20 protein-coding genes and 4 tRNA genes are annotated in these 19658 nt (G+C 66.2%); 22 read left to right on the top strand and 2 right to left on the bottom strand.

Going from position 1 to position 19658, the window contains the following annotated elements; translation table 11 throughout:
• Window positions 1-12 precede the first annotated feature (12 nt).
• Window positions 13-1281, top strand: a complete 1269-nt coding sequence (locus WD271_14900) for a hypothetical protein (protein MEX1009112.1) — start codon at window positions 13-15, stop codon at window positions 1279-1281.
• Window positions 1282-1299: 18 nt separating this feature from the next.
• Here the strand turns inward: WD271_14900 and WD271_14895 are convergent, their stop codons facing one another.
• Complete coding sequence (locus WD271_14895; protein ID MEX1009111.1) at window positions 1300-1788, bottom strand: YajQ family cyclic di-GMP-binding protein; 489 nt, start codon at window positions 1786-1788, stop codon at window positions 1300-1302.
• Window positions 1789-1949: 161 nt separating this feature from the next.
• Here WD271_14895 and WD271_14890 point away from each other — a divergent pair.
• From WD271_14890 to WD271_14880, 3 genes are all read left to right on the top strand, one after another.
• Window positions 1950-2030: transfer RNA gene (locus WD271_14890), tRNA-Tyr, on the top strand.
• A 95-nt stretch (window positions 2031-2125) separates the two neighbouring features.
• Window positions 2126-2773: a hypothetical protein gene (locus tag WD271_14885; GenBank protein MEX1009110.1), complete on the top strand. Its 648-nt coding sequence runs from the start codon at window positions 2126-2128 to the stop codon at window positions 2771-2773.
• A gap of 1 nt (window position 2774) precedes the next feature.
• Window positions 2775-5279 (top strand): AAA family ATPase, encoded by a 2505-nt coding sequence (locus WD271_14880; protein ID MEX1009109.1) that lies wholly within the window; start codon window positions 2775-2777, stop codon window positions 5277-5279.
• A 97-nt stretch (window positions 5280-5376) separates the two neighbouring features.
• Here WD271_14880 and WD271_14875 read toward each other — a convergent pair whose 3' ends face one another.
• A complete protein-coding gene (locus WD271_14875; protein MEX1009108.1) occupies window positions 5377-5883 on the bottom strand; it encodes an N-acetyltransferase family protein in 507 nt (168 codons plus the stop codon).
• A gap of 71 nt (window positions 5884-5954) precedes the next feature.
• Here WD271_14875 and WD271_14870 point away from each other — a divergent pair.
• The 18 genes from WD271_14870 to WD271_14785 form a co-directional block, all read left to right on the top strand.
• Window positions 5955-6027 (top strand) — tRNA-Thr (locus tag WD271_14870).
• Between the two features lie 17 nt (window positions 6028-6044).
• Window positions 6045-6120: transfer RNA gene (locus WD271_14865), tRNA-Met, on the top strand.
• Window positions 6121-6144: 24 nt separating this feature from the next.
• Window positions 6145-6306: a 50S ribosomal protein L33 gene (gene rpmG / locus WD271_14860; GenBank protein ID MEX1009107.1), complete on the top strand. Its 162-nt coding sequence runs from the start codon at window positions 6145-6147 to the stop codon at window positions 6304-6306.
• Window positions 6307-6358: 52 nt separating this feature from the next.
• Window positions 6359-6982: a sigma-70 family RNA polymerase sigma factor gene (locus WD271_14855; protein MEX1009106.1), complete on the top strand. Its 624-nt coding sequence runs from the start codon at window positions 6359-6361 to the stop codon at window positions 6980-6982.
• Entirely contained in the window at window positions 6972-7340 is a 369-nt protein-coding gene (locus tag WD271_14850; GenBank protein MEX1009105.1) for a hypothetical protein, read from the top strand. The genes WD271_14855 and WD271_14850 overlap by 11 nt, the downstream gene beginning before the upstream one ends.
• A 32-nt stretch (window positions 7341-7372) precedes the next feature.
• A complete protein-coding gene (locus WD271_14845; protein ID MEX1009104.1) occupies window positions 7373-7915 on the top strand; it encodes a signal peptidase I in 543 nt (180 codons plus the stop codon).
• 67 nt (window positions 7916-7982) lie between these two features.
• Window positions 7983-8055: transfer RNA gene (locus tag WD271_14840), tRNA-Trp, on the top strand.
• A gap of 58 nt (window positions 8056-8113) precedes the next feature.
• Window positions 8114-8371 carry a preprotein translocase subunit SecE gene (gene secE / locus WD271_14835; GenBank protein ID MEX1009103.1) on the top strand — a complete coding sequence of 86 codons (258 nt, stop codon included), beginning with the start codon at window positions 8114-8116 and terminating at the stop codon, window positions 8369-8371.
• 5 nt (window positions 8372-8376) lie between these two features.
• Complete coding sequence (gene nusG / locus WD271_14830) at window positions 8377-9261, top strand: transcription termination/antitermination protein NusG (protein MEX1009102.1); 885 nt, start codon at window positions 8377-8379, stop codon at window positions 9259-9261.
• 112 nt (window positions 9262-9373) lie between these two features.
• On the top strand, window positions 9374-9823 hold the full coding sequence (gene rplK, locus WD271_14825; GenBank protein MEX1009101.1) for a 50S ribosomal protein L11: 450 nt from the start codon (window positions 9374-9376) through the stop codon (window positions 9821-9823).
• A complete protein-coding gene (gene rplA / locus WD271_14820; protein MEX1009100.1) occupies window positions 9820-10536 on the top strand; it encodes a 50S ribosomal protein L1 in 717 nt (238 codons plus the stop codon). Before rplK ends, rplA begins: the two co-directional genes overlap by 4 nt.
• Window positions 10537-10722: 186 nt before the next feature.
• Complete coding sequence (gene rplJ, locus WD271_14815; GenBank protein ID MEX1009099.1) at window positions 10723-11331, top strand: 50S ribosomal protein L10; 609 nt, start codon at window positions 10723-10725, stop codon at window positions 11329-11331.
• 16 nt (window positions 11332-11347) lie between these two features.
• Window positions 11348-11737 (top strand): 50S ribosomal protein L7/L12, encoded by a 390-nt coding sequence (rplL, locus tag WD271_14810; protein MEX1009098.1) that lies wholly within the window; start codon window positions 11348-11350, stop codon window positions 11735-11737.
• Window positions 11738-12199: 462 nt separating this feature from the next.
• On the top strand, window positions 12200-13120 hold the full coding sequence (locus tag WD271_14805; protein ID MEX1009097.1) for a winged helix-turn-helix domain-containing protein: 921 nt from the start codon (window positions 12200-12202) through the stop codon (window positions 13118-13120).
• Window positions 13110-14021 (top strand): hypothetical protein, encoded by a 912-nt coding sequence (locus WD271_14800; GenBank protein ID MEX1009096.1) that lies wholly within the window; start codon window positions 13110-13112, stop codon window positions 14019-14021. Before WD271_14805 ends, WD271_14800 begins: the two co-directional genes overlap by 11 nt.
• A gap of 67 nt (window positions 14022-14088) precedes the next feature.
• Window positions 14089-15441: a hypothetical protein gene (locus WD271_14795; GenBank protein ID MEX1009095.1), complete on the top strand. Its 1353-nt coding sequence runs from the start codon at window positions 14089-14091 to the stop codon at window positions 15439-15441.
• 388 nt (window positions 15442-15829) lie between these two features.
• A complete protein-coding gene (rpoB, locus tag WD271_14790; GenBank protein ID MEX1009094.1) occupies window positions 15830-19318 on the top strand; it encodes a DNA-directed RNA polymerase subunit beta in 3489 nt (1162 codons plus the stop codon).
• 118 nt (window positions 19319-19436) lie between these two features.
• Window positions 19437-19658: DNA-directed RNA polymerase subunit beta (locus tag WD271_14785; protein ID MEX1009093.1), on the top strand; the 222-nt coding region annotated here is incomplete at its 3' end.

Raw genomic sequence — 19658 nt, 5'->3', positions numbered from 1 at the left:
TAGGGTCGAAGGGTGCTTCGACCCTTCGTCGTCGCGACCACCGCACTTGCGCTGACGGCCGCGGTACCGGCAGGCGCGGTCGATCCCGGCGCAGCGGTCCCGCCCGACGCGTACTTGACGGCGGGAACGTACGCCCGCACCCCGTTCGTGGCGTTCACGGCCCGCGACGCGCAACCCCTGTACACGGACGCGCTGAAGGGGAGCTGCCCTCGTGCCGCCGAGGTCGACGCCGCGCTCGCGAAAGGCCCGTCGTCGGGGAACGGCGTGCTACTCGGGACGAGCGACGGGCGGATCGTCGTGAACGAGCGGATCCACGTGTTCCCGAACGCGAAGGCGGCCAGGAACTTCGTGACGACGGCGCGATCGTCCGCCGCGTGCCTCGGCTACGGCGCGCGCGACGCGATCAACAGTGTGTTCGTGCAGTACGCGCAGCTGCCGCCACCTCCGACCTTCGCGTCAGCGGTCTCCAATGACGACGGCGTCTGGGCCACGACGTTCGAAAGCACGAGTGCTGCCGCCCCGTTGGCCGGTGCCGCTGCCTTGCTCACCTGGGACAATCTTGTCGCCGAGGCCACGGCTCGCGTCGCGAACGCGAAGCCCGGCGAGCTGGAGGAGCTCGAGCGGCAGGCGTGGGCGAGCTTGCGCTATCGCCTGCTGGCGTGGAAGTTCGAAGCGTCGAACCCGAAGCTCGCCAAGGACGCCGACGAAGGGGCGAAGCGCTTCATCGAATGGGCCCCGACCGCGAACCCCTTTGTGTTCCAACCATCCCCGCGTTCGGTGGTACCCGCGAACCCGGCGGCCTGCCGGGCCGCGACCGACGCGTTCCTCTCCTCGGGCACGAACGGCGTGATCAGGGGCTTCCGGGCACAGGACCCCGCGACGCGGACCACCGTCGGTGCCGAGATCATCGTGTTCCCGACGAAGGGGACGGCCGGCCACTGGTTCGGCGACTACAGCAACCTCGGGACCTGTCTCCACGACCTCTATCTCGCGAGTCTTCCTGCCGGTTCCAGCGTTGACGTCGAGCGCGTGCCCAAGCGTGGTTCGGCGACGATCGGAGCGAAGAAGCTCGGAGTTCGGGACGTCTTCTATATCTCGACGTTGAACGGTCCGGACGGCCTGCAGATCGGGACCACCGCGATCGCGGCCCTCACCGCGGGAAGTCGCGGCGCGTTCACGTTCATGCAGCTCCCGGTCGGGGTGACCCTGCCCCTCGGCGATACGCCGTCTGCCAACCTCGAGACGATGGCCGGGGGGCTCGCCACCGTCCTCGGCCCGTAGGGCCCGGCCTCGAGCGGATCAGTCGCGGAAGTTGGTGAACTGCAAGGCGATCTCGAAGTCGTGGTCGCGCATGGCCTGGATGGCGGCCTGCAGGTCGTCACGCTTCTTGCCGCTCACGCGGAGCTGGTCGCCCTGCACCTGGTGCTGGACACCCTTCAAGTTGAGGCCCTTGAGGAACTTTCCGATCTCGCGTGCCTTGTCGGACGAGATCCCCATGTTGAGGGTGACCGTCTGGCGGACGGTCCCCTTCGCGGCTTCCTCGACCTTCCCATACGAGATTGCCTTCAACGAGACCTGACGGCGCACGAGCTTCTCCTCGAGCACCTGAGTGAGTGCCTTGAGGCGCGCGTCGCTCTCGGTGTGGAGCTCGATCGACTTCTCGCCGAGCTCGATGGTGCTACCGGTGTTCTTGAAGTCGAAGCGGGTGCCGACCTCGCGCTTCGCCTGATCGACGGCGTTGCGCACCTCCTGCATGTCGAGCTCCGACACCACGTCAAACGTTGCCATGCTGATTCGCTCTCTCGCTGCGGCGCACCATAGTGAGGGTACCTGCGGCACGAGCGAGCGGAGCGAGTCGAGTGCTCGCCAGGAGCGAACGACCGCGAGCCGGGGATACCCGCTCGCAGTGAGCGACGAATTATTTGGGGCTGGTACTGTACGCCCCCCCTGGGTCGGTACCCGAGTGGCCAAAGGGAGCAGTCTGTAAAACTGCTGGGAAACCTACGTTGGTTCGAATCCAACCCGGCCCACTGGCCCGCCTCGGCGGGCCTCCTTTCTTTTCCGTGACGCCTCCACACCACATTCGGACTACCGACCACCCCTGATCTGGTCGATACTGGTGGGTATGACGGGAGGCCTGGGGAGGGCGCGCTCCGCGACTGCACTGCTTCTCCTCGCGGCGCCACTCGCCTTCGCGGCCTGCGCCGGCACCGGGTATCACTACGTCAAGAGCTCCGAGAACAAGACCTACTTCAAGGTGCCCGACAGCTGGAAGCTCTACGACCAGGACTCCGTGCTCGACGCCCTGAAGGGGGCGCTCTCCAAGGACGAGATCGACCAGCGCCGAGACACCATGTGGACCACGGTCTTCGACGCCAACCCCGACCCGTCGCTCAACCATCTCGCGGGCAACCGCCCGAACTATCCGCTCGGCCAGGCAGTCGTCCGGCCCCTCTCGCCCGATGCTTCCGACGCCGCGTCGCTCCAGTCGCTGCGCAACATCTTCTTCGACGTCGACGACGCCCTGGAGGCCGGGAACGCGCACGTGTCGGCCTACGACCTCGTGGAGCTCGGCGGCGGCTTCCACGGCTCACACCTGGTTGCCCGCGTCGAGGGCAAGACCAGCTCCATCACCTTCAATCAGATCGCGCTCTTCGACCAGTCGACGTCGAAGGTGTACGCGATCAGCATCTACTGCACAACCGAGTGTTACGACAAGTACGAGTCGAAGATCGACAGCGTCATCAACTCGTGGACGGTGAAGGACAAGTGACATGACACAAGTCGCGACCGAGTTCGAGAGCCGTCCGCGCGAGAGCGAACGCGCGACGCGCAAGCCGATGTCGTTCTGGAACCGCATCAAGTTCCTGTTCTGGGGTGGTGCGCTCTTCGCGTTCTTCTTCGCGGCCGAGATGGCCGACGACCCGCTCCTTCCGGCGTCCGAGGCGTTCAACATGACGGCGCGCGGGAAGTGGTGGATCCTCGCCCTGATGGGCCTGGAGCTCATCCGCCAGATCCACTACCTGATCTGCGAGCACAGCGCCTCCTACTACCAGCTCTGGCGCGACAAGGTCTTCGCGGGTTGGAACGAGAGCATCTCGAGGTTCGACCCGTGGAAGCGCCACCAGGCCGCGCGCACGATCAAGATCGTCACGGTCCTCGTGGTCCTCAACCTCGTGTTGGCGCGGCTCTTCGACACCAACTTCTTTCGTGCGCCCTACGAGTTGCTCGACTTCGTCATCGGCGTCACACCGACGGCGCTCCAGTTGGTGCTGTTCCTCACGTTCTGGATCGGGTTCCAGTTCGGTCTCATGATCTGGTTCGCGACGAGGGGCGGCGTCGAGACGTTCTACCCCGACGACATCAACACTCGGTTCTCCGACGTGTGGGGTCAGGATCCCGTCCTCGAGAAGGTGAAGGAGAATCTCATCTTCCTCGACAACCCCAAGATGATCGAGGAGAAGGGCGGCTACGTGCCGAGCGGCCTGCTCCTGTGGGGTCCGCCCGGTACCGGCAAGACGCTCATGGCCGAGGCGATGGCGGGCGAGACCGGCAAGCCGTTCGTGAACATCGACGCCAGCCAGCTCAACACGATGGGCATGGGCGTGATCAAGGTGAAGATGCTCTTCCGCCGTCTTCGCCGCCTCGCGCTCCGCTACGGGGGCGTGGTCGCCTTCTTCGACGAGGCCGACGCGCTCGGCAGCCGAGGTGAGCTCGCGGGCCAGGCGCCGCGCGCGCAGGACTCGTTGTTCTCCGGGATGTGCTCGTGCGGAGGATTCGGATATCTGTCCGACGTCACGCGCCAGCACCTCATGGACGGCGCGATCGGCGCGCATCACCACCACGACCCGCCGACTGGTCCCGACACCACGCGCTCGCGTTTCATGATGGGCATGGGCGGCGGGATGGGTGGGTCGGTCCTCCCCGTGCTCCTCACCGAGCTGTCAGGCCTCAACAAGCCGCGTGGGATCATCAACCGCTACGTCCGGAAGCTGTTCGGGCTGAAGTCGAAGCCGCCCCCGAAGTACCGCATGCTCATCATGATGGCTACCAACATGCCGCAGTCGCTCGACCAGGCGTTGCTGCGTCCGGGCCGCATCGACCGCATCTATCGCGTGGGATACCCCACCAACCAGGGTCGTGTCCGCACCTACGAGGGCTACCTCGCCAAGGTCGAGCACGACCTCACCGCGGAACAGGTCGACCGGCTGTCCCACATGACCCCGTACGCGACCGGCGCGTCGATCAAGGACCTCGTCAACGAGGCGCTCATCAACGCGATCCAGGACAACCGCGACATGATCACCTGGACCGACGTGCTCGACGCAAAGCACCTCAAGACCCTCGGGCTCACGCGCGACCAGGAGCTGATCGCCGTCGACCGCCACGGGGTCGCGGTGCACGAGGCCTGTCACGCAGTGGTTGCGTACCGCGTCCGCAAGCACCTCGAGATCGACATGGCCACCATCCACCCCGGCACCGACTACCTCGGGCTCGTCGCGTCGGTCCCGATCGAGGACCGCCAGAAGCTCTTCAAGACGGAGTTCGAGTCCGACATCATGGTGTGCCTCGCGTCGCTCGCCGGCGAGCGCATCTTCTTCGCCGGCGACAGCGCGTCCGGTGTGTCCGGCGACCTCGAGCAGGCAACCGAGATCGCGATCCTCATGGAGGGTTTCTGGGGCATGGGCTCCACGATCGCGTCGCACGCGATCATCCAGCGCGCCGGCGTCGGTGGCGGCGGCCCCACGCAGAAGCCGGGCGATCTCAACAAGGAGCTCCTCAGCGGGAGCATGGGACAGCGCGTCGAGGACAACCTCAACCGTCTGCTGCGTCGCACGCACACGCTCATCGAGCGCGAGCGCGACACGATCCTCCGGGTTGCCCACGCGCTCGAGGAGCAGAAGACACTGGCCGGCGAAGACGTGGTCGCGGTGATCGAGCAGCGGATGGGCACGGTCGTCGACGGCACCGTTTACCTCGACCCTGAGTTCGTCGGCGAGATCGACCAGTACCACGAGCGGATGCTCCTCGCGCACCAGGAGGGCACGCAGCGCGTGGAGTTCGAGCCGCCCGAGCGTCAGACGCTCCGAAGTGCCGTCGAGCCGGTTTCTGCGAACGGGAGCGGGAACGGTCAGACACCCGATGTTCCCGTCGTCGACGCGGAGAACGGTTCCAAGCAGCCGGCGTTCGTCGACCACGAGGGAGAGGCGATCATCGGCCCGGGCACGAGCCAGTTGCTCAAGGCCAACAACGGTTCCGAAGACGACGAGCCTGCATAATTCGCTCGCTCTCTGCGAGCCGGGATACCCGGCTCGCGGCCGTTTGCTCGCTGGCGAGCGACCTCCGCTCCTCCGTCGCTCTGGTCGCCGCGTCCGCCTACAGAAGTCGCTGCATCTCCACCACGTCGAGCCAACGGCCGAACTTGCGACCGACCTCGCGCTCGGTCCCCACGAGCTCGAACCCGCACGCGGCGTGCAGCGCGATCGACGCGTCGTTGCTACCGGCGATGCGCGCGATCACGGAATGGAACCCGTGCAACTCGGCGAGCCGGATCAGCTCCTCGAGGACCATGCGCCCGACACCGCGACCTTGGTACTCCTCGAGCAGGTACACCGAGTTCTCCACCGTGGTGGTGTACGCCGGCCGCGACCGGAACGGCGACAGTGACCCGAAGCCCACCACGCGGTTGGTGCCGTCCTCACCGCGAGCGACGGCCACCAAGGCCGGATGGCCTCCCGAGTGCTCGTCGATCCACTGCACTTGTTCGTCGAGGGTGCGCGGCACCATGTCGAAGAGCGCGGTCGACTCGGTGACGTAGTGGTTGTAGATGGCCCGAATCCCCGCCGCGTCACGCCGTTCGGCGAGACGGATCAGGACGCTCATCGTCGCACGGTAGCGCGGACCCGTTTCCGGCTGTTCGGGCACGGAGCCGCGGCACTAGCCTTGCCGGTCCCGCCCCCTTAGCTCAGTTGGTAGAGCACTTCCATGGTAAGGAAGGGGTCTACGGTTCAAGTCCGTAAGGGGGCTCAGCGAGGCCATAGTTTGGCGGTGTAGCTCAGTTGGCAGAGCACGCGGCTCATAATCGCGGCGTCGCGGGTTCGAGTCCCGCCACCGCTACCAGGAAAGACCGGGAGCAGACGACAGATGGCAAGTGACAAGCGGGTCAAGGTGACGCTGGCGTGCGAGCAGTGCAAGCGGCGCAACTACATCACGGTCAAGAACAAGACCAACAACCGAGAGCGCATCGAGATGAAGAAGTACTGCCGCTTCGAGCGTCAGCACACCCTCCACCGGGAAACCCGCTGAACATTGGGCAACGTCGGGCCGCGTAACCCGCGGGCACGGGCGTGAGTCTCACATGACCACGCACGAACTGCCGCGAGAACGAGACGAGCTCGACCGCTTGGTCGTGGCCGCCCGGGAGGGCGACCGCCCGGCTTTCGACGAGTTGGTCCGCCGGACCTACGTCGACACCTACACGCTCGCTCTCCGCCTCACGGCCCACGAGGAGGATGCACGCGACGTGGTGCAAGAGGCGTACCTTCGTGCCTGGAAGGGGCTGCCGCGCTTTCGCGGCGACGCGCAGTTCAGCACCTGGATGTATCGCATCACCGCGAACGCTGCGTACACCCTTGTGAAGCGCCGTCACCGTCACCGCACCGAAGCACTCGATGCGATGGTGGAAGAGCCGATCGAGCTCCGGTCCGACGCGCAACCAGAAGGCGCCGCGGAGTCGGCTGCGTTACTCGTTCGTCTGTCGGGCGCGCTCCAGGAGCTCCCTCCCAAGCTGCGCGTCCTCGTGGTGCTGAAGGACGTGTACGGGCTCTCGCACGAGGAGGTAGCCGTTGAGCTCGGCATCTCGGTGCCCGCGGCCAAAGTGCGTCTCCACCGCGGACGCAGGCGCCTGCGCGACCTTCTCTACGACGACGAGTCCGCGAACGAGGGCCCGGAGAACGGCGGGAGGTGGGCCCATGCAGTGTGACGACGTCGCCAAGCTGCTGCCCGCGGCGGTCGAGCACGGCGCTGCAGTCGAGCTCTCCGTGCAGCGGCACATCGAGAGCTGCCTGCGGTGCCAGGCCGAGCTCGCCCGGTATCGACGCATGTTGCGCGGGCTCCAGATGCTGCGCACCCGCTACCTCGAGCCCTCGCCGGGGCTGCTCGCGCAGACACTCGCCGCGATCGAGGAAGCCGGGGAGCGCCAGGCCGTCCACTCGATCCTCTCGGGTCGTCGCCTCGCGTACGCGGGCGCCATCGGAGGCGCGGCGGTCGCCGCGACTGCCGCGACGGCGGCGATGCTCGTGCACCGCTCCCGCCGGCGCGGGTTACCGGTCGCCAGCTAGACGGTCATTCCGTTCTGGGCGACACTGGTCTCGTGGCAGGCGACGAAGCAGCGGCGGTTGGCGCGTGGCGACACGTCCGTCGACCCTGGCTGCGGGCGCTGAACATCGCGGTCACGCTGGTGCTCGCCGTTTTCTGGTGGAACCTCTACCGCCCGCAGCTCATCGGTGGCCCGGCCGCGTACGCGATGGTGGCGGGCACGTCGATGGAGTCGACCCTCGTCGACGGCGACTTCGTGATCACGCGCGGTCACGACTCGTACCACGTGGGTGAAGTGATCGCGTACCGCGTGCCGGACGGGTTCGAACGCGCGGGTCTGCGCGTGATCCACCGCATCATCGGCGGCTCGGCCGAGACCGGCTACATCACCCGCGGCGACAACCGCGCCGCCGCCGACCCGTGGCACCCCACCTCCCGAGACGTGATCGGCAGCGTCGCGTTGCGGATTCCCTACGCCGGATCGGTCGTGGGTGTCCTCCGCGAACCGCCGGTCTTCGCTTGGTTCGTCGGCTCGATCGTGCTCACATCGCTGTGGGCCCTCGACCGCCGCCGGCGCTCCGAAGCGATCCCTGCGTAGCAGCCGCCTCGGGCGGCTCGGAGCGCCGCTGCTATCCTCAATGTGTTCGGCCCGACCAAACGGCCGGAGGGCAGTAGCTCAATTGGTAGAGCACCGGTCTCCAAAACCGGCGGTTGCGGGTTCGAGTCCCTCCTGCCCTGCAGAGAACACGAACAGGACGGCTGCGCCGTGTCGATGAATCGTCAGACCAAGCGTTTGATGCAGAAGCAAGGCTCGGACAAACCGGGCCAGCCACAGCAGCGCCGGCCGCAACCGGTGCCGGTTCAGCGCGACAAGGTGGGGCCCCGCGAGTACTTCTCGGAGGTGAAGGGCGAGCTCCGCAAGGTCGCCTGGCCCACCCGGAAGGAAGTCATCAACTCCACGATCGTCGTGCTCATCGCGGTGATCGTCATGACCACGCTCATCTTCGGGTTCGACTACGTGTCGTCCAAGTTCGTGCTCTTCCTCTTCGACTGATCGCCATGGACGACATCGAGACATCTTCGGACAATCTCTCCTCGAGCGACGCTCCCGCCGGCGGATCGGTCGACGCGCCCACCGACGACGCGCGCCCCGGCGATTCGACCACGGGCGATGCGACCGACGTGACGGAGCAGGAGTCCTCGCTCCCCGACTGGGCGACGCTCTCCACGCGGCCCGAAGCCGGCGACGACGCAGAGGAGATCGTCGAGATCGTCGAGATCGTGGAACCGGCCGGATCCCTCGAGCTCGCGAGCGCGGAGCTCCTCGAGGTCGTCGAGGAAGGACTCGACGGAGAGCTCGAAGGCGACGCCGACGCCGAGCCACCCGAGCCCAGCCCTTACGACCGACCCGGCGACTGGTTCGTCGTGCACACGTACGCGGGCTACGAGAACAAGGTCAAGCAGAACCTCGCGAGCCGCGTGAAGTCGATGAACGTCGAGGAACAGATCTACGAAGTCGCTATCCCGATGGAAGACGTCATCGAGTTCAAGGGCGGCCGCAAGGTCGTCGTGCAGAAGAAGGTATTTCCCGGTTACCTGCTCGTGCGCATGGCGCTCGACGACGACTCCTGGTACGTCGTGCGCAACACGCCGGGTGTCACCGCCTTCGTCGGCAACGCGTCACGCCCCACTCCGCTGTCGCGGAAAGAGGTCGAGTCGATCCTCGGTGTCGGCAAGGAAGAACCCGGGCAGGAGCGCAAGGTGCGCCCGCGCCTCGAGTTCGAGGTGGGCGAACAGGTGCGCGTCGTCACCGGTCCCTTCGCCGACTTCAACGGCGCGATCTCCGACATCGACGTCGCCCGGTCCAAGCTCACCGTGCTCGTGAACATCTTCGGTCGCGAGACGCCCGTCGAGCTCGAGCTCGGCCAAGTCGCGAAGCTGTAGAGATGATGCGGACGCGGCGCCCGGAGACGAGCGGAGCGAGCGAAGGACGCTCGCCAGCGAGCGAACGACCGCGAGCCGGGTATCCCGGCTCGCAGAGAGCGAGCGAATAGAGATGGCAAAGAAGAGACTCGCTGCGACCGTGAAGATCCAGATCCCGGCCGGGCAGGCAACGCCCGCGCCGCCCGTCGGCACCGCGCTCGGTCCGCACGGGATCAACATCATGGACTTCTGCAAGGCTTACAACGCGGTCACCGAGAGCCAGCGCGGGCTCGTGATCCCCGCCGAGATCTCGATCTACGAAGACCGGTCGTTCACGTTCATCACCAAGACGCCGCCCACGCCGTTCCTGCTCCGCCAGGCCGCGGGTGTCGAGAAGGGCGCGCAGAACCCGCGCACGGAGAAGGTCGGGCGTGTCACGCACGCTCAGGTGCGCCAGATCGCCGAGACCAAGATGCCCGACCTCAACGCCATCGACCTCGAGGGTGCGATGGCGCAGGTCGCCGGCACCGCGCGTTCCATGGGAATCGAAATCGGCGACGAGCAAGTGAAGGCTGAGGAATGAGCAAGCACGGCAAGAAGTTCACCGACGCGGCCCTGCAATTCGATCGTGAGCGCGTCTACCCGCCCACCGAGGCAGTCGATCTCGTGAAGTCGCTCGCCACGCGCAACTTCGACGAGACCGTCGAGGCCGCGTTCCGGCTCGGCGTGGATCCCCGCAAAGCCGACCAGATGATCCGCGGCACCGTGTCGCTGCCCAAGGGCACCGGCAAGGACGTGCGCGTGGCGGTCTTCGCGGAGGGCGATGCCGCACGCGAGGCCGAGGAGGCGGGTGCCGACGTCGTCGGGAGCGACGACCTCGTCTCGCAGATCGAAAAAGGCTTCCTCGACTTCGACGTTGCGATCGCCACTCCCGACATGATGCCGAAGGTCGGCAAGCTCGGCCGCACGCTCGGGCCTCGCAACCTCATGCCGAACCCCAAGGCCGGCACCGTCACGAGCGAGGTGGGCAAGACCGTCGGCGAGTTCAAGGCCGGCAAGGTCGAGTACCGCACCGATCGCTACGGGAACGTGCACGTGCCGATCGGCAAGGCGAGCTTCGACGCCGACGATCTCATGAGCAACTACCAGGCAGTGCTCGACGAGGTGCTCCGCGCCAAGCCCGCGTCGGCGAAGGGCCGTTACCTGAAGGGTGTCGCGCTGTCGTCGAGCATGGGCCCGGGTGTGCGGGTCGACCCGTCGGTCGCCCGCGACGAGCTCGCCAAGTCCTCGGGTTGACCCGCGCGCTAAGGTGTCGCCCCACAACTGAATCCGCCACAGACCTCCGGTCTCTCTCGAGGTAATGGATCCCGGTCCCACCAGGATTGGGATCCGCCGGACGAGGCGCCCTGTTCCACGGGACGTTTCGCGAACCTGCGGCGTCCCGTTTTTCGTCGAGCGACCGATGGTGTAGGAGCAGCACAGGTGGCAAGACCCGAGAAGGTCGCGGTCGTCGAGGAGATCCGCACGAAGCTCGCGGAAGCTGACGCGGCCGTCCTCACCGAGTACCGCGGCCTCACCGTTCCCGAGCTCGCCGAACTGCGCGCAACGCTCCGCGTCTCGGGTACTGAGTACAAGGTTTTCAAGAACACGCTCGCACGCCTCGCCGTCGCCGAGGCCGGTCTCGACGATGTCGCGTCGCTGTTCGAGGGCCCGGTCGCGATCGCGTTCGTTCGCGGCGACGCGGCCGGTGCGGCCAAGGCCCTCCGCGACTTCGGGCGCACGAACCCCGCGCTCGTTGTGAAGGGCGGGCTCCTCGGACCGCGCATCATCACGCCGGTCGAGATCGAGGCGCTCGCCGAGCTGCCGTCCCGCGACGTGCTCCTCGCCCAGGTCGCCGGCGTGTTCCAGGCGCCGCTCGTCAAGGCCGCGGGCCTCTTCCAGGCGTTCACGAGGAACTTCGCCTACGGGGTGAAGGCTCTCATCGATCAGCGCGGGGGTGTTCCCGCCGAGGAAGTGCCGGTGGAAGCCGAAGTGCCCGCAGCCGAAGCCGAAACGTTTGAACCCGAACCCGAACCGACAGAGTCCGAGTAACAGGAGAACCAGCGACATGGCCACCATGACAACCGAAGAGCTGCTCGACGTCTTCAAGAACATGACGGTGCTCGAGTTGAACGGCTTCCTCAGGGCGTTCGAAGAGGAGTTCGGCGTCACCGCCGCCGCGCCCGTGGCGGTTGCCGCGGTTGCCGGTGCCGGCGCCGGCGAGGCCGCGGCTGCGGAGGAGCAGGACGAGTTCGACGTCATCCTGCTCGCGGCGGGCGACAAGAAGATCCAGGTCATCAAAGAGGTCCGCACGCTCGTGTCGGGCCTCGGCCTCAAGGAGGCCAAGGACCTCGTCGACAGCGCGCCGAAGCCCGTCCTCGAGAAGGTCGCCAAGGAAGACGCCGAGAAGGCCAAGGCCAAACTCGAAGAAGCCGGCGCCCAGGTCGAGGTCAAGTAGTCGGAGCGAGTCCTTACTCGAACCACGAGCGGGCCGCGTGCGAGCAGCCGGCTCGCGGTTCCCGACAGCGCCCGGCCTCGTCCGAGCCCCTGCGACTTTCCGCCTGACGGCGAAAAGTCGGCTCTTCGAGCCGGGTCTCGGCCGACGGGCGCAACCATCGGGAACCGACCAACCTGCTCGCACGCTCGACGCTGTGCGGTTTCCTGCGTCGCTGACCGCATGGGTAAAGACTTGCGCTTTTACTCTTGGAGTCATTAGACAGCAAGTGAGCGGGACTTAGGCCGTCTTCTGGCCCCACACTTGCTGTTTAGTGACGGGATTGACTAGACTGCAAGCGTGCCGGGCCCCAAGCTGACCCTGAACCTGCCGTGGATCGCGGGAGAACCCGAGGAGATCGGTGATCTCGTAGTTCATCGAGGTCGGGAGAACTTGCTCTCATATGACGACGGCATCACTCTCGATGTGCGGATCGTCGACCCTGTTCGCTCGTCGACCGTCGAGTCGCTGCTCGATGAAATCGCGAGGCAGCAAGGCGCCGGCCGGGTGGTCCTTGTCGCTGGCGCCGTACCGGTCGAGTGGCGGGGCAGGTTGCGCGACGGCGCAGCTTCGTTCATCGATGCATCGGGAGTCGCCGAGATCGAGTGGCCAAGGCTTCGTGTCCGTGCACGTCGGTTCGGAACGACTACTCAGCGTCGCACGACGGCGGTGCCGCTTCAGAAGAGCCACGCACTCGTCGCGCAGGAGCTTCTTATCGTTGCCTCCGGAGGTGTCCAACTCACGATCGGTGGAATTGCCGAAGGTGCGGGGGTCAGCCTGTCGAGCGCTTCTCGCACGGTCTCTCAACTCGCCGGTCACGGGCTCGTGACTAGGCATCGCCATGGTCGAGAAGTGCTGGTGTCGGTGGTCGACCCAGTCCAGCTCGCCGAGCACCTCGCACAGCGCACTCCGTGGGGTCGACGTGAGGTCGTCTGGGGATATCTCTGGGGGCGCAACCATCTAGATGTCGCGGCACGGCTCTCGGCGAGAGCCGACGCCGCTGAGTTCGAGGTCGCGATTACCGGCCGGACCGGCGCGACCTTCCTCGGCGTGTTGGGTACGGCTTCGCCGTCAGCAGTTCGGTGTTGGGTCAATGCGAGGCCGTCCTTGTCCGCGCTCCAGATTGCCGACGCGCTCGATCTCGACGAAGTGCCGAAGGCAGACGCCAATGTTGGCGTCGCGGTTGATGCCTGGCGCGTCGGAGTGCATCGAGCTGAGCTTGCAACGCTCGATGAGTGGAGCGCCAAGGTTGCACACCCCGTGCGCGTCTGGTGTGACCTTCACACCGAGCAACGAGGCTCCGAATTCGCCGCGCAGGTGTGGGGGGCAATCAGCCATGCTTGGTGACAGAGCCGACATCCACGACTACGACGATGCAACGACAGAGCGGCTCCTCGGAATCGCAGCCGACGTGCTGCGCTCGTTCGGCAGCGCGTTTGGCGGAAAGCACCTGGCAATCGTGGGCGGCGCGGTGCCAAGCCTCCTCGTGCCGGAACCACCTCGTGGCATCGAGCGCCACGCGGGAACCGGTGATCTCGACTTGCATCTCTCGCTGCATCTGATGGACGGCGAAACGGCGGACTACTACCAAGCGATCGTCGACGGTCTTCGGCGACTCGGTCTTCGTCCTGATCGGCAGAACGGACGTGACATCAAGTGGCGGTGGGTGGGGCGACACCGCGAGATCAGGGTCCAGGTGGAGTTCCTGTGCCCGGTGCGGCAACGGTCCGGAAAGGCGGAGGACCCAGCCGCGGGTACGCCTGCGGAGGCGAACATCGGTCGCAGCGGTGAGATCACAGCTCTCGCAGTCGGTTACGGGCATCTTGTGCTTGAGGACACCATTACGGTCGAGCGGCGAGTCGAGACCAGCCGGGGACTGCTGTCCTACGAGTTCCCGATCGCCGGAGTCGCGTCGTGGGTGTGCCTGAAGACCGACGCGATGATGCGCCGAGACAAGCCCAAGGACGCGTACGACATCGTGTGGCTAGCGGACGCGTTGGGTCCGGCGGGCGCGGCTCAAGTGATCAAGGCGAGTCCACTCCTGAGTGGTGACAACGCTGAGGACGTCCGAGCACAGCTCACCCGCCTCGCCCGCGATCAATTTCACAACATCGAATCGATTGGGCCGCAGGCCTACGCTGACTTCCTCGGAGATGGGACGAACCCAGCGTTGAAACGCCACGCGATGGGAACGATCACCGCGTTGTATGACGAACTCGTTGCTCAGGGAGTCGTTCCCGGGCCGTAGAAAGCGCCGCCTGTCGGTACCCTCGTCGAGTTCACGTACCTCGCCGCGAAGCGGCAGGAGGTTGACGATGTCCTTTCGTCCCGAGCGGCGCTCGACCTGGGCCAGACTGGGCATCGCAGCCGCCATCGTCCTCGTGATCGCTGCGTCGGCGCTTGCGATTGTGCAGCGGGATCGGACGGGGGATGGCACCCAGAGTGTCCGCGCGGCCGACGGCCTCACACCAACGCCGGACTTTGCCGGACGGTTCTATCCGGCCGTTGCCTGGACTGGGAAGGGTGTCTTCGTCTTCGGCGGCCAGGCCGCCGACACAACCGACGTCTCGTTGTTGAGCGACGCTGCGGTGTTGACGCCTGGCTCAGGCGACGTGCAGATGCTGCCTGATTCCGGTCTTGGGCCACTCTTCGAGCCGGACGCGATCCGCGTGGGCAACCAAATGCTGGTTGTGGGCCCAGCCTGCGACGAGATTCTCCAGCCGGAGGGCGGGGAGACGGGGGGATGCAAGCCCGGCACGTATCGAGCGGCGTTGTTCGACCTGAGCAGCGACGACTGGCGCAGCGTCGCCGTGCCCGCCCGACTCCAAGACCGCTATCGCTCGTGGTGGCCCGGCGACTACCGACGGACACAGGCGCTTGGCCTCGCACCGGATGGCAACGCGGTGTTCGCGCTGGGCGCCCTCGGCGCAGAGGAGTATTGGACCTATAGCTCCGGCTCGGACACTTGGACACAACTCCCAGCGCCTGGTGTTCGCTCCGACGCTCAATGCCTCGCCGGGGACAATCTCGTCGTCCTCAATTCGCAGTACCAATACCACGGCGCGGTTCAAGCAGACGACCCCTCAACGGCCCAGAAGCCGGGCGAGAGCCTCAGCTTCGGACCAGATGATGGTTTCGTCCTTCCGCGTATCGCCGTGCTCGATTTGAGGGCGGCTAAGGAATGGACAACCGGCGAAGCGCTGACCGATGACCTTTTCGACGACAGTGCACCTCCGAGTCTCGCGTGCCTCAATAACTCGGTCCTCGTGTCTGATGCCGTCGCAACGACGAACATGCACTTGTACGACCTGCAAACAGGGCACTGGCGTGCACCCTCGGTTCCTCCCGGCGCCAATAGCTTCCCGCCGATACCGCCGATGGGTAGCCGCGTCTGGACCGGGAAGGAACTGGTGTTCCTCCCGACAGAGGAGATCGGTGCGAGCGCAGTGGCCTACGCCCCGTCAACCGACACCTGGCGCACGCTCACCGACCTCCCACCCGTCACTCGCATGGCTGTGTGGTCAGGTTCGACGATCGTCGGGTACGGCGAACCGCTCCTAATTGTGGAGCTTCCCGACCTCTCCCACGGCCTACCTGATAGCCGTCCCGATCCCCCGAGGGAACAGATCGCAACGAGCGGAGTCTTCGAATACGCGCCTCCCAAGTAGCCAAACACAGAAGGAGAGCCGAGCGGGTGGGGCCGATGCCCCTGTTCGAGGCGGCTGCGGGCGTCGGTCGAGACCCGGCTCGGAGAGCCCGGTCCGACGGAGGAGGACCGGCAGGGGCTCGGCCGAGGTAGGGCGCTGACGAGAACAGCCGGGCATCGGGCCACCCGCGGCCCGCGGAGATGAGGAGTGAGGACACCTCAAACCTTGACCCGCGGGGGGGTCGTGGCGTATTCTTTCCCGCAGGCCAGGCCCCTCGGGGTCTGCTTTTTGGCGTCCTTGCAGCGCCTGCGGTAGCGCGCTAACATGCACTCAGTCGTGTCTGCCCGGCCGTGCCCACGCTGACCTCGTTCTCCTGGTCCGCGCGCGCCTCCTCAACGAAGGAGTGACGTTGGCTTCTGTCGCGTCCCGCGAACGTCTGTCCTTTTCCCGTCTCCATGAGGTGCTCGAGCTACCCGATCTGATCGCGGTGCAGCGTGTGTCCTTCGAGTGGTTTCTCGAACAGGGTGTCGCCGAGGTCCTTGCTGACATCTCACCCGTCGAGGACTTCACCGGTCAGCTGAAGCTCGAGCTGTCCGACCACATCTTCGACCCGCCCAAGTACTCCGAGGACGACTGTCGCGCCCGTGACATGACTTTCGCGCGCCCGTTGTTCGTCACGGCTCGCTTCATGAACGCGCAGACCGGTGAGATCAAGGAGCAGACCGTCTTCATGGGCGACTTCCCCATGATGACGGAGCGCGGCACGTTCATCATCAACGGCACGGAGCGCATCGTGGTGTCGCAATTGGTGCGCTCGCCGGGCGTCTACTTCGGGATCAACCCCGACAAGACGTCGCCGGAGAAGGACATCGTCGACGCGAAGATGATCCCGGGCAGGGGCGCGTGGCTCGAGTTCGAGGTCGACAAGAAGGACGTCGTCTACGTCCGCATCGACCGCAAGCGCAAGCAGCCGGTCACGGTCCTGTTGAAGGCGTTGGGCTTCGGCGAGAGCGACGAGGAACTGCTCAACCTGGTCCTCGACCCGCAGGGCAACCCCTACGACTCGATGCGCAACACGCTCGAGAAGGACCACACCGAAGACGCCGACGCGGCCTTCATCGACATCTACCGCAAGCTGCGCCCGGGCGAGCCGCCCACGCCCGACTCCGCGCGCGCGCTGCTCGAGAACCTCTTCTTCAACCCCAAGCGCTACGACATGGCCAAGGTGGGGCGCCACAAGGTGTCGAAGAAGTTGCGCGACGAGTACGCCAAGCTGCCGCTCAGGAGCCTCGACCTCAGCGTGCCGAACGCCGACCCCGAGGCCGGCCCGGTCGACTATCAGCTCTCGAAGGCCGACATCCTCTCCACGGTGTCGTACCTCGTGAAGCTGCACAACAACGACCCCGACTACTACCCCGACGACATCGACCACTTCGGCAACCGCCGGGTGCGTTCGGTCGGCGAGCTGATCCAGAACCAGGTGCGGGTCGGTCTCTCCCGGATGGAACGGGTCGTGCGCGAGCGCATGACCACCCAAGACGTCGAGGCGATCACGCCGCAGACGCTCATCAACATCCGGCCGGTGGTCGCGGCGATCAAGGAGTTTTTCGGTTCCAGCCAGCTCAGCCAGTTCATGGACCAGACCAACCCGCTCGCGGGGCTCACCCACAAGCGCCGGCTGTCGGCACTCGGGCCCGGGGGCCTGTCGCGTGAGCGCGCCGGGTTCGAGGTGCGCGACGTGCACCCGAGCCACTACGGCCGGATGTGCCCGATCGAGACACCGGAAGGTCCGAACATCGGCCTCATCGGCTATCTCTCCACCTACGCGCGGATCAACCGGTTCGGCTTCATCGAGACGCCCTACCGGAAGGTCGTGAACGGCGTCGCCACGGAGCAGATCGAGTACCTCGCGGCCGACGACGAAGACCGCCACGTCATCGCGCAGGCGAACGCCGCGGTCGACGAGCGCGGCGGCTTCCTCGACGAGAAGGTGCTCGTGCGCGAGCGTCGCGGCGAGGTTGCGTACGTCACCCCGCAAGAGGTCGACTACATGGACGTTTCGCCGAAGCAGATCGTGTCGGTCGCGACGTCGCTGATCCCGTTCCTCGAGCACGACGACGCGAACCGCGCGCTGATGGGCGCCAACATGCAGCGCCAGGCCGTGCCGCTCCTCCGCCCCACCGCGCCGTTCATCGGCACCGGTGTCGAGGGGCGTGCCGCGCGTGACGCGGGCGACGTGATCCTCGCGAATGGCGACGGCACCGTCACCGACGTCAGCGGTGATTCGATCGTCGTCGACTACGAGGGCAAGCAGGGCCGCACCACGTACCGGCTCAACAAGTTCCGCCGTTCCAACCAGGGCACGTGCATCAACCAGAAGCCGCGTGTCGAGATCGGCGACACGGTCACCACCGGCGACGTGCTCGCCGACGGCCCGTCAACCCACGACGGTGAGCTCGCGCTCGGCAAGAACCTCCTCGTGGCGTTCATGCCCTGGAAGGGCCACAACTACGAGGACGCCATCGTCATCTCCGAACGCCTCGTGAAGGACGACGTGCTCACGTCGATCCACATCGAGGAACACGAGACCGACGCCCGCGACACCAAGCTCGGTGCCGAGGAGATCACGCGCGACATCCCGAACCTGTCGGAAGACATCCTCAAGGACCTCGACGAGCGCGGCATCATCCGCGTCGGCGCCGAGGTGGGGCCCGGCGACGTCCTCGTCGGCAAGGTCACGCCCAAGGGCGAGACCGAGCTCACCCCGGAGGAGCGCCTGCTGCGGGCGATCTTCGGCGAGAAGGCGCGTGAGGTGCGCGACACGTCGCTGAAGGTGCCGCACGGCGAAGTCGGCAAGGTGATCGACGTGCGCGTGTTCTCCCGGGAGGACGGCCACGAGCTGCCGCCCGGCGTGAACCAGCTCGTTCGCGTGTACGTCGGCCAGAAGCGCAAGATCAGCGAGGGCGACAAGCTCGCCGGCCGCCACGGCAACAAGGGCGTGATCGCCAAGATCCTTCCCGTGGAAGACATGCCGTTCCTCGCCGACGGCACGCCCGTCGACATCGTGCTCAACCCGCTCGGTGTGCCGTCACGCATGAACGTCGGCCAGGTCCTCGAGGCGCACCTCGGCTACGCGGCTCGCCACGGCTGGGAAGGCCAGCGCGTCGCGCCGGTGAACGAGCACAAGACCCGCACGGTCACCGAGCCCGCGGTGTGGGTGTCGAGCCCCGTGTTCGACGGTGCGCACTGGGACGAGGTCGAGCAGTCGAGCAGCGAGGGCACGATCGAGCAGCTCTTCGAGAAGATGCATCCCGACGGCGAGGGCAGCCACGGCCGTCTGGTCGGGCTCGACGGAAAAGCCACGCTGTACGACGGTCGCACCGGCGAGGCGTACGACCGGCCCGTCACCGTCGGGTTCGTCTACATCCTGAAGCTCGCTCACTTGGTCGACGACAAGATCCACGCCCGTTCGACCGGTCCGTATTCGATGATCACGCAGCAGCCGCTCGGCGGGAAGGCGCAGTTCGGCGGCCAGCGCTTCGGCGAGATGGAGGTGTGGGCCCTCGAGGCGTACGGCGCGTCGTACGCGCTGCAGGAGATCCTCACCATCAAGTCCGACGACGTGCTCGGACGCGTGAAGGTGTACGAGGCGATCGTCAAGGGCGACAACATCCCCGAACCCGGCATCCCCGAGAGCTTCAAGGTGCTCATCAAGGAGATGCAGGCGCTGTGCCTCAACGTCCGCGTGATGAACGCGGAGGGCCAGGAGGTCGAGATCCGAGAGCTCGACGAAGACGCCTTCCGCACCACCGAGTCGCTCGGCATCGACCTCTCGAGGCCCGAACGTGGCACCGACGAGGAAGACGAGCGCCGCCGCCAACAACAGCCCGCCTACTGACCCCCCACAACGAACCTGCGTCGTTCAAGGTTGTAGAGCGACCACAGGCGACGCAAGTTCGAGTCACATCGAACGAGACGCACGAGACGCACGAGAGAAGAAGAAGGCGAGGGAACCAGTGCTCGACGTGAACGATTCTGCGCAGCTCTCCATCGCGCTCGCGACCGCCGACCAGATCCGCACGTGGTCGAACGGCGAGGTCAAGAAGCCCGAGACGATCAACTACCGCACGCTCAAGCCCGAGAAGGATGGCTTGTTCTGCGAGAAGATCTTCGGGCCCACCAAGGACTGGGAGTGCTACTGCGGCAAGTACAAGCGTGTCCGGTTCAAGGGCATCATC

This window comes from Acidimicrobiia bacterium (assembly GCA_040880805.1).
Taxonomy (GTDB): domain Bacteria; phylum Actinomycetota; class Acidimicrobiia; order IMCC26256; family DASPTH01; genus DASPTH01.
Note: the sequence above shows the minus strand (reverse complement) of the source record. Positions and strands in the feature narration are given on the sequence as shown.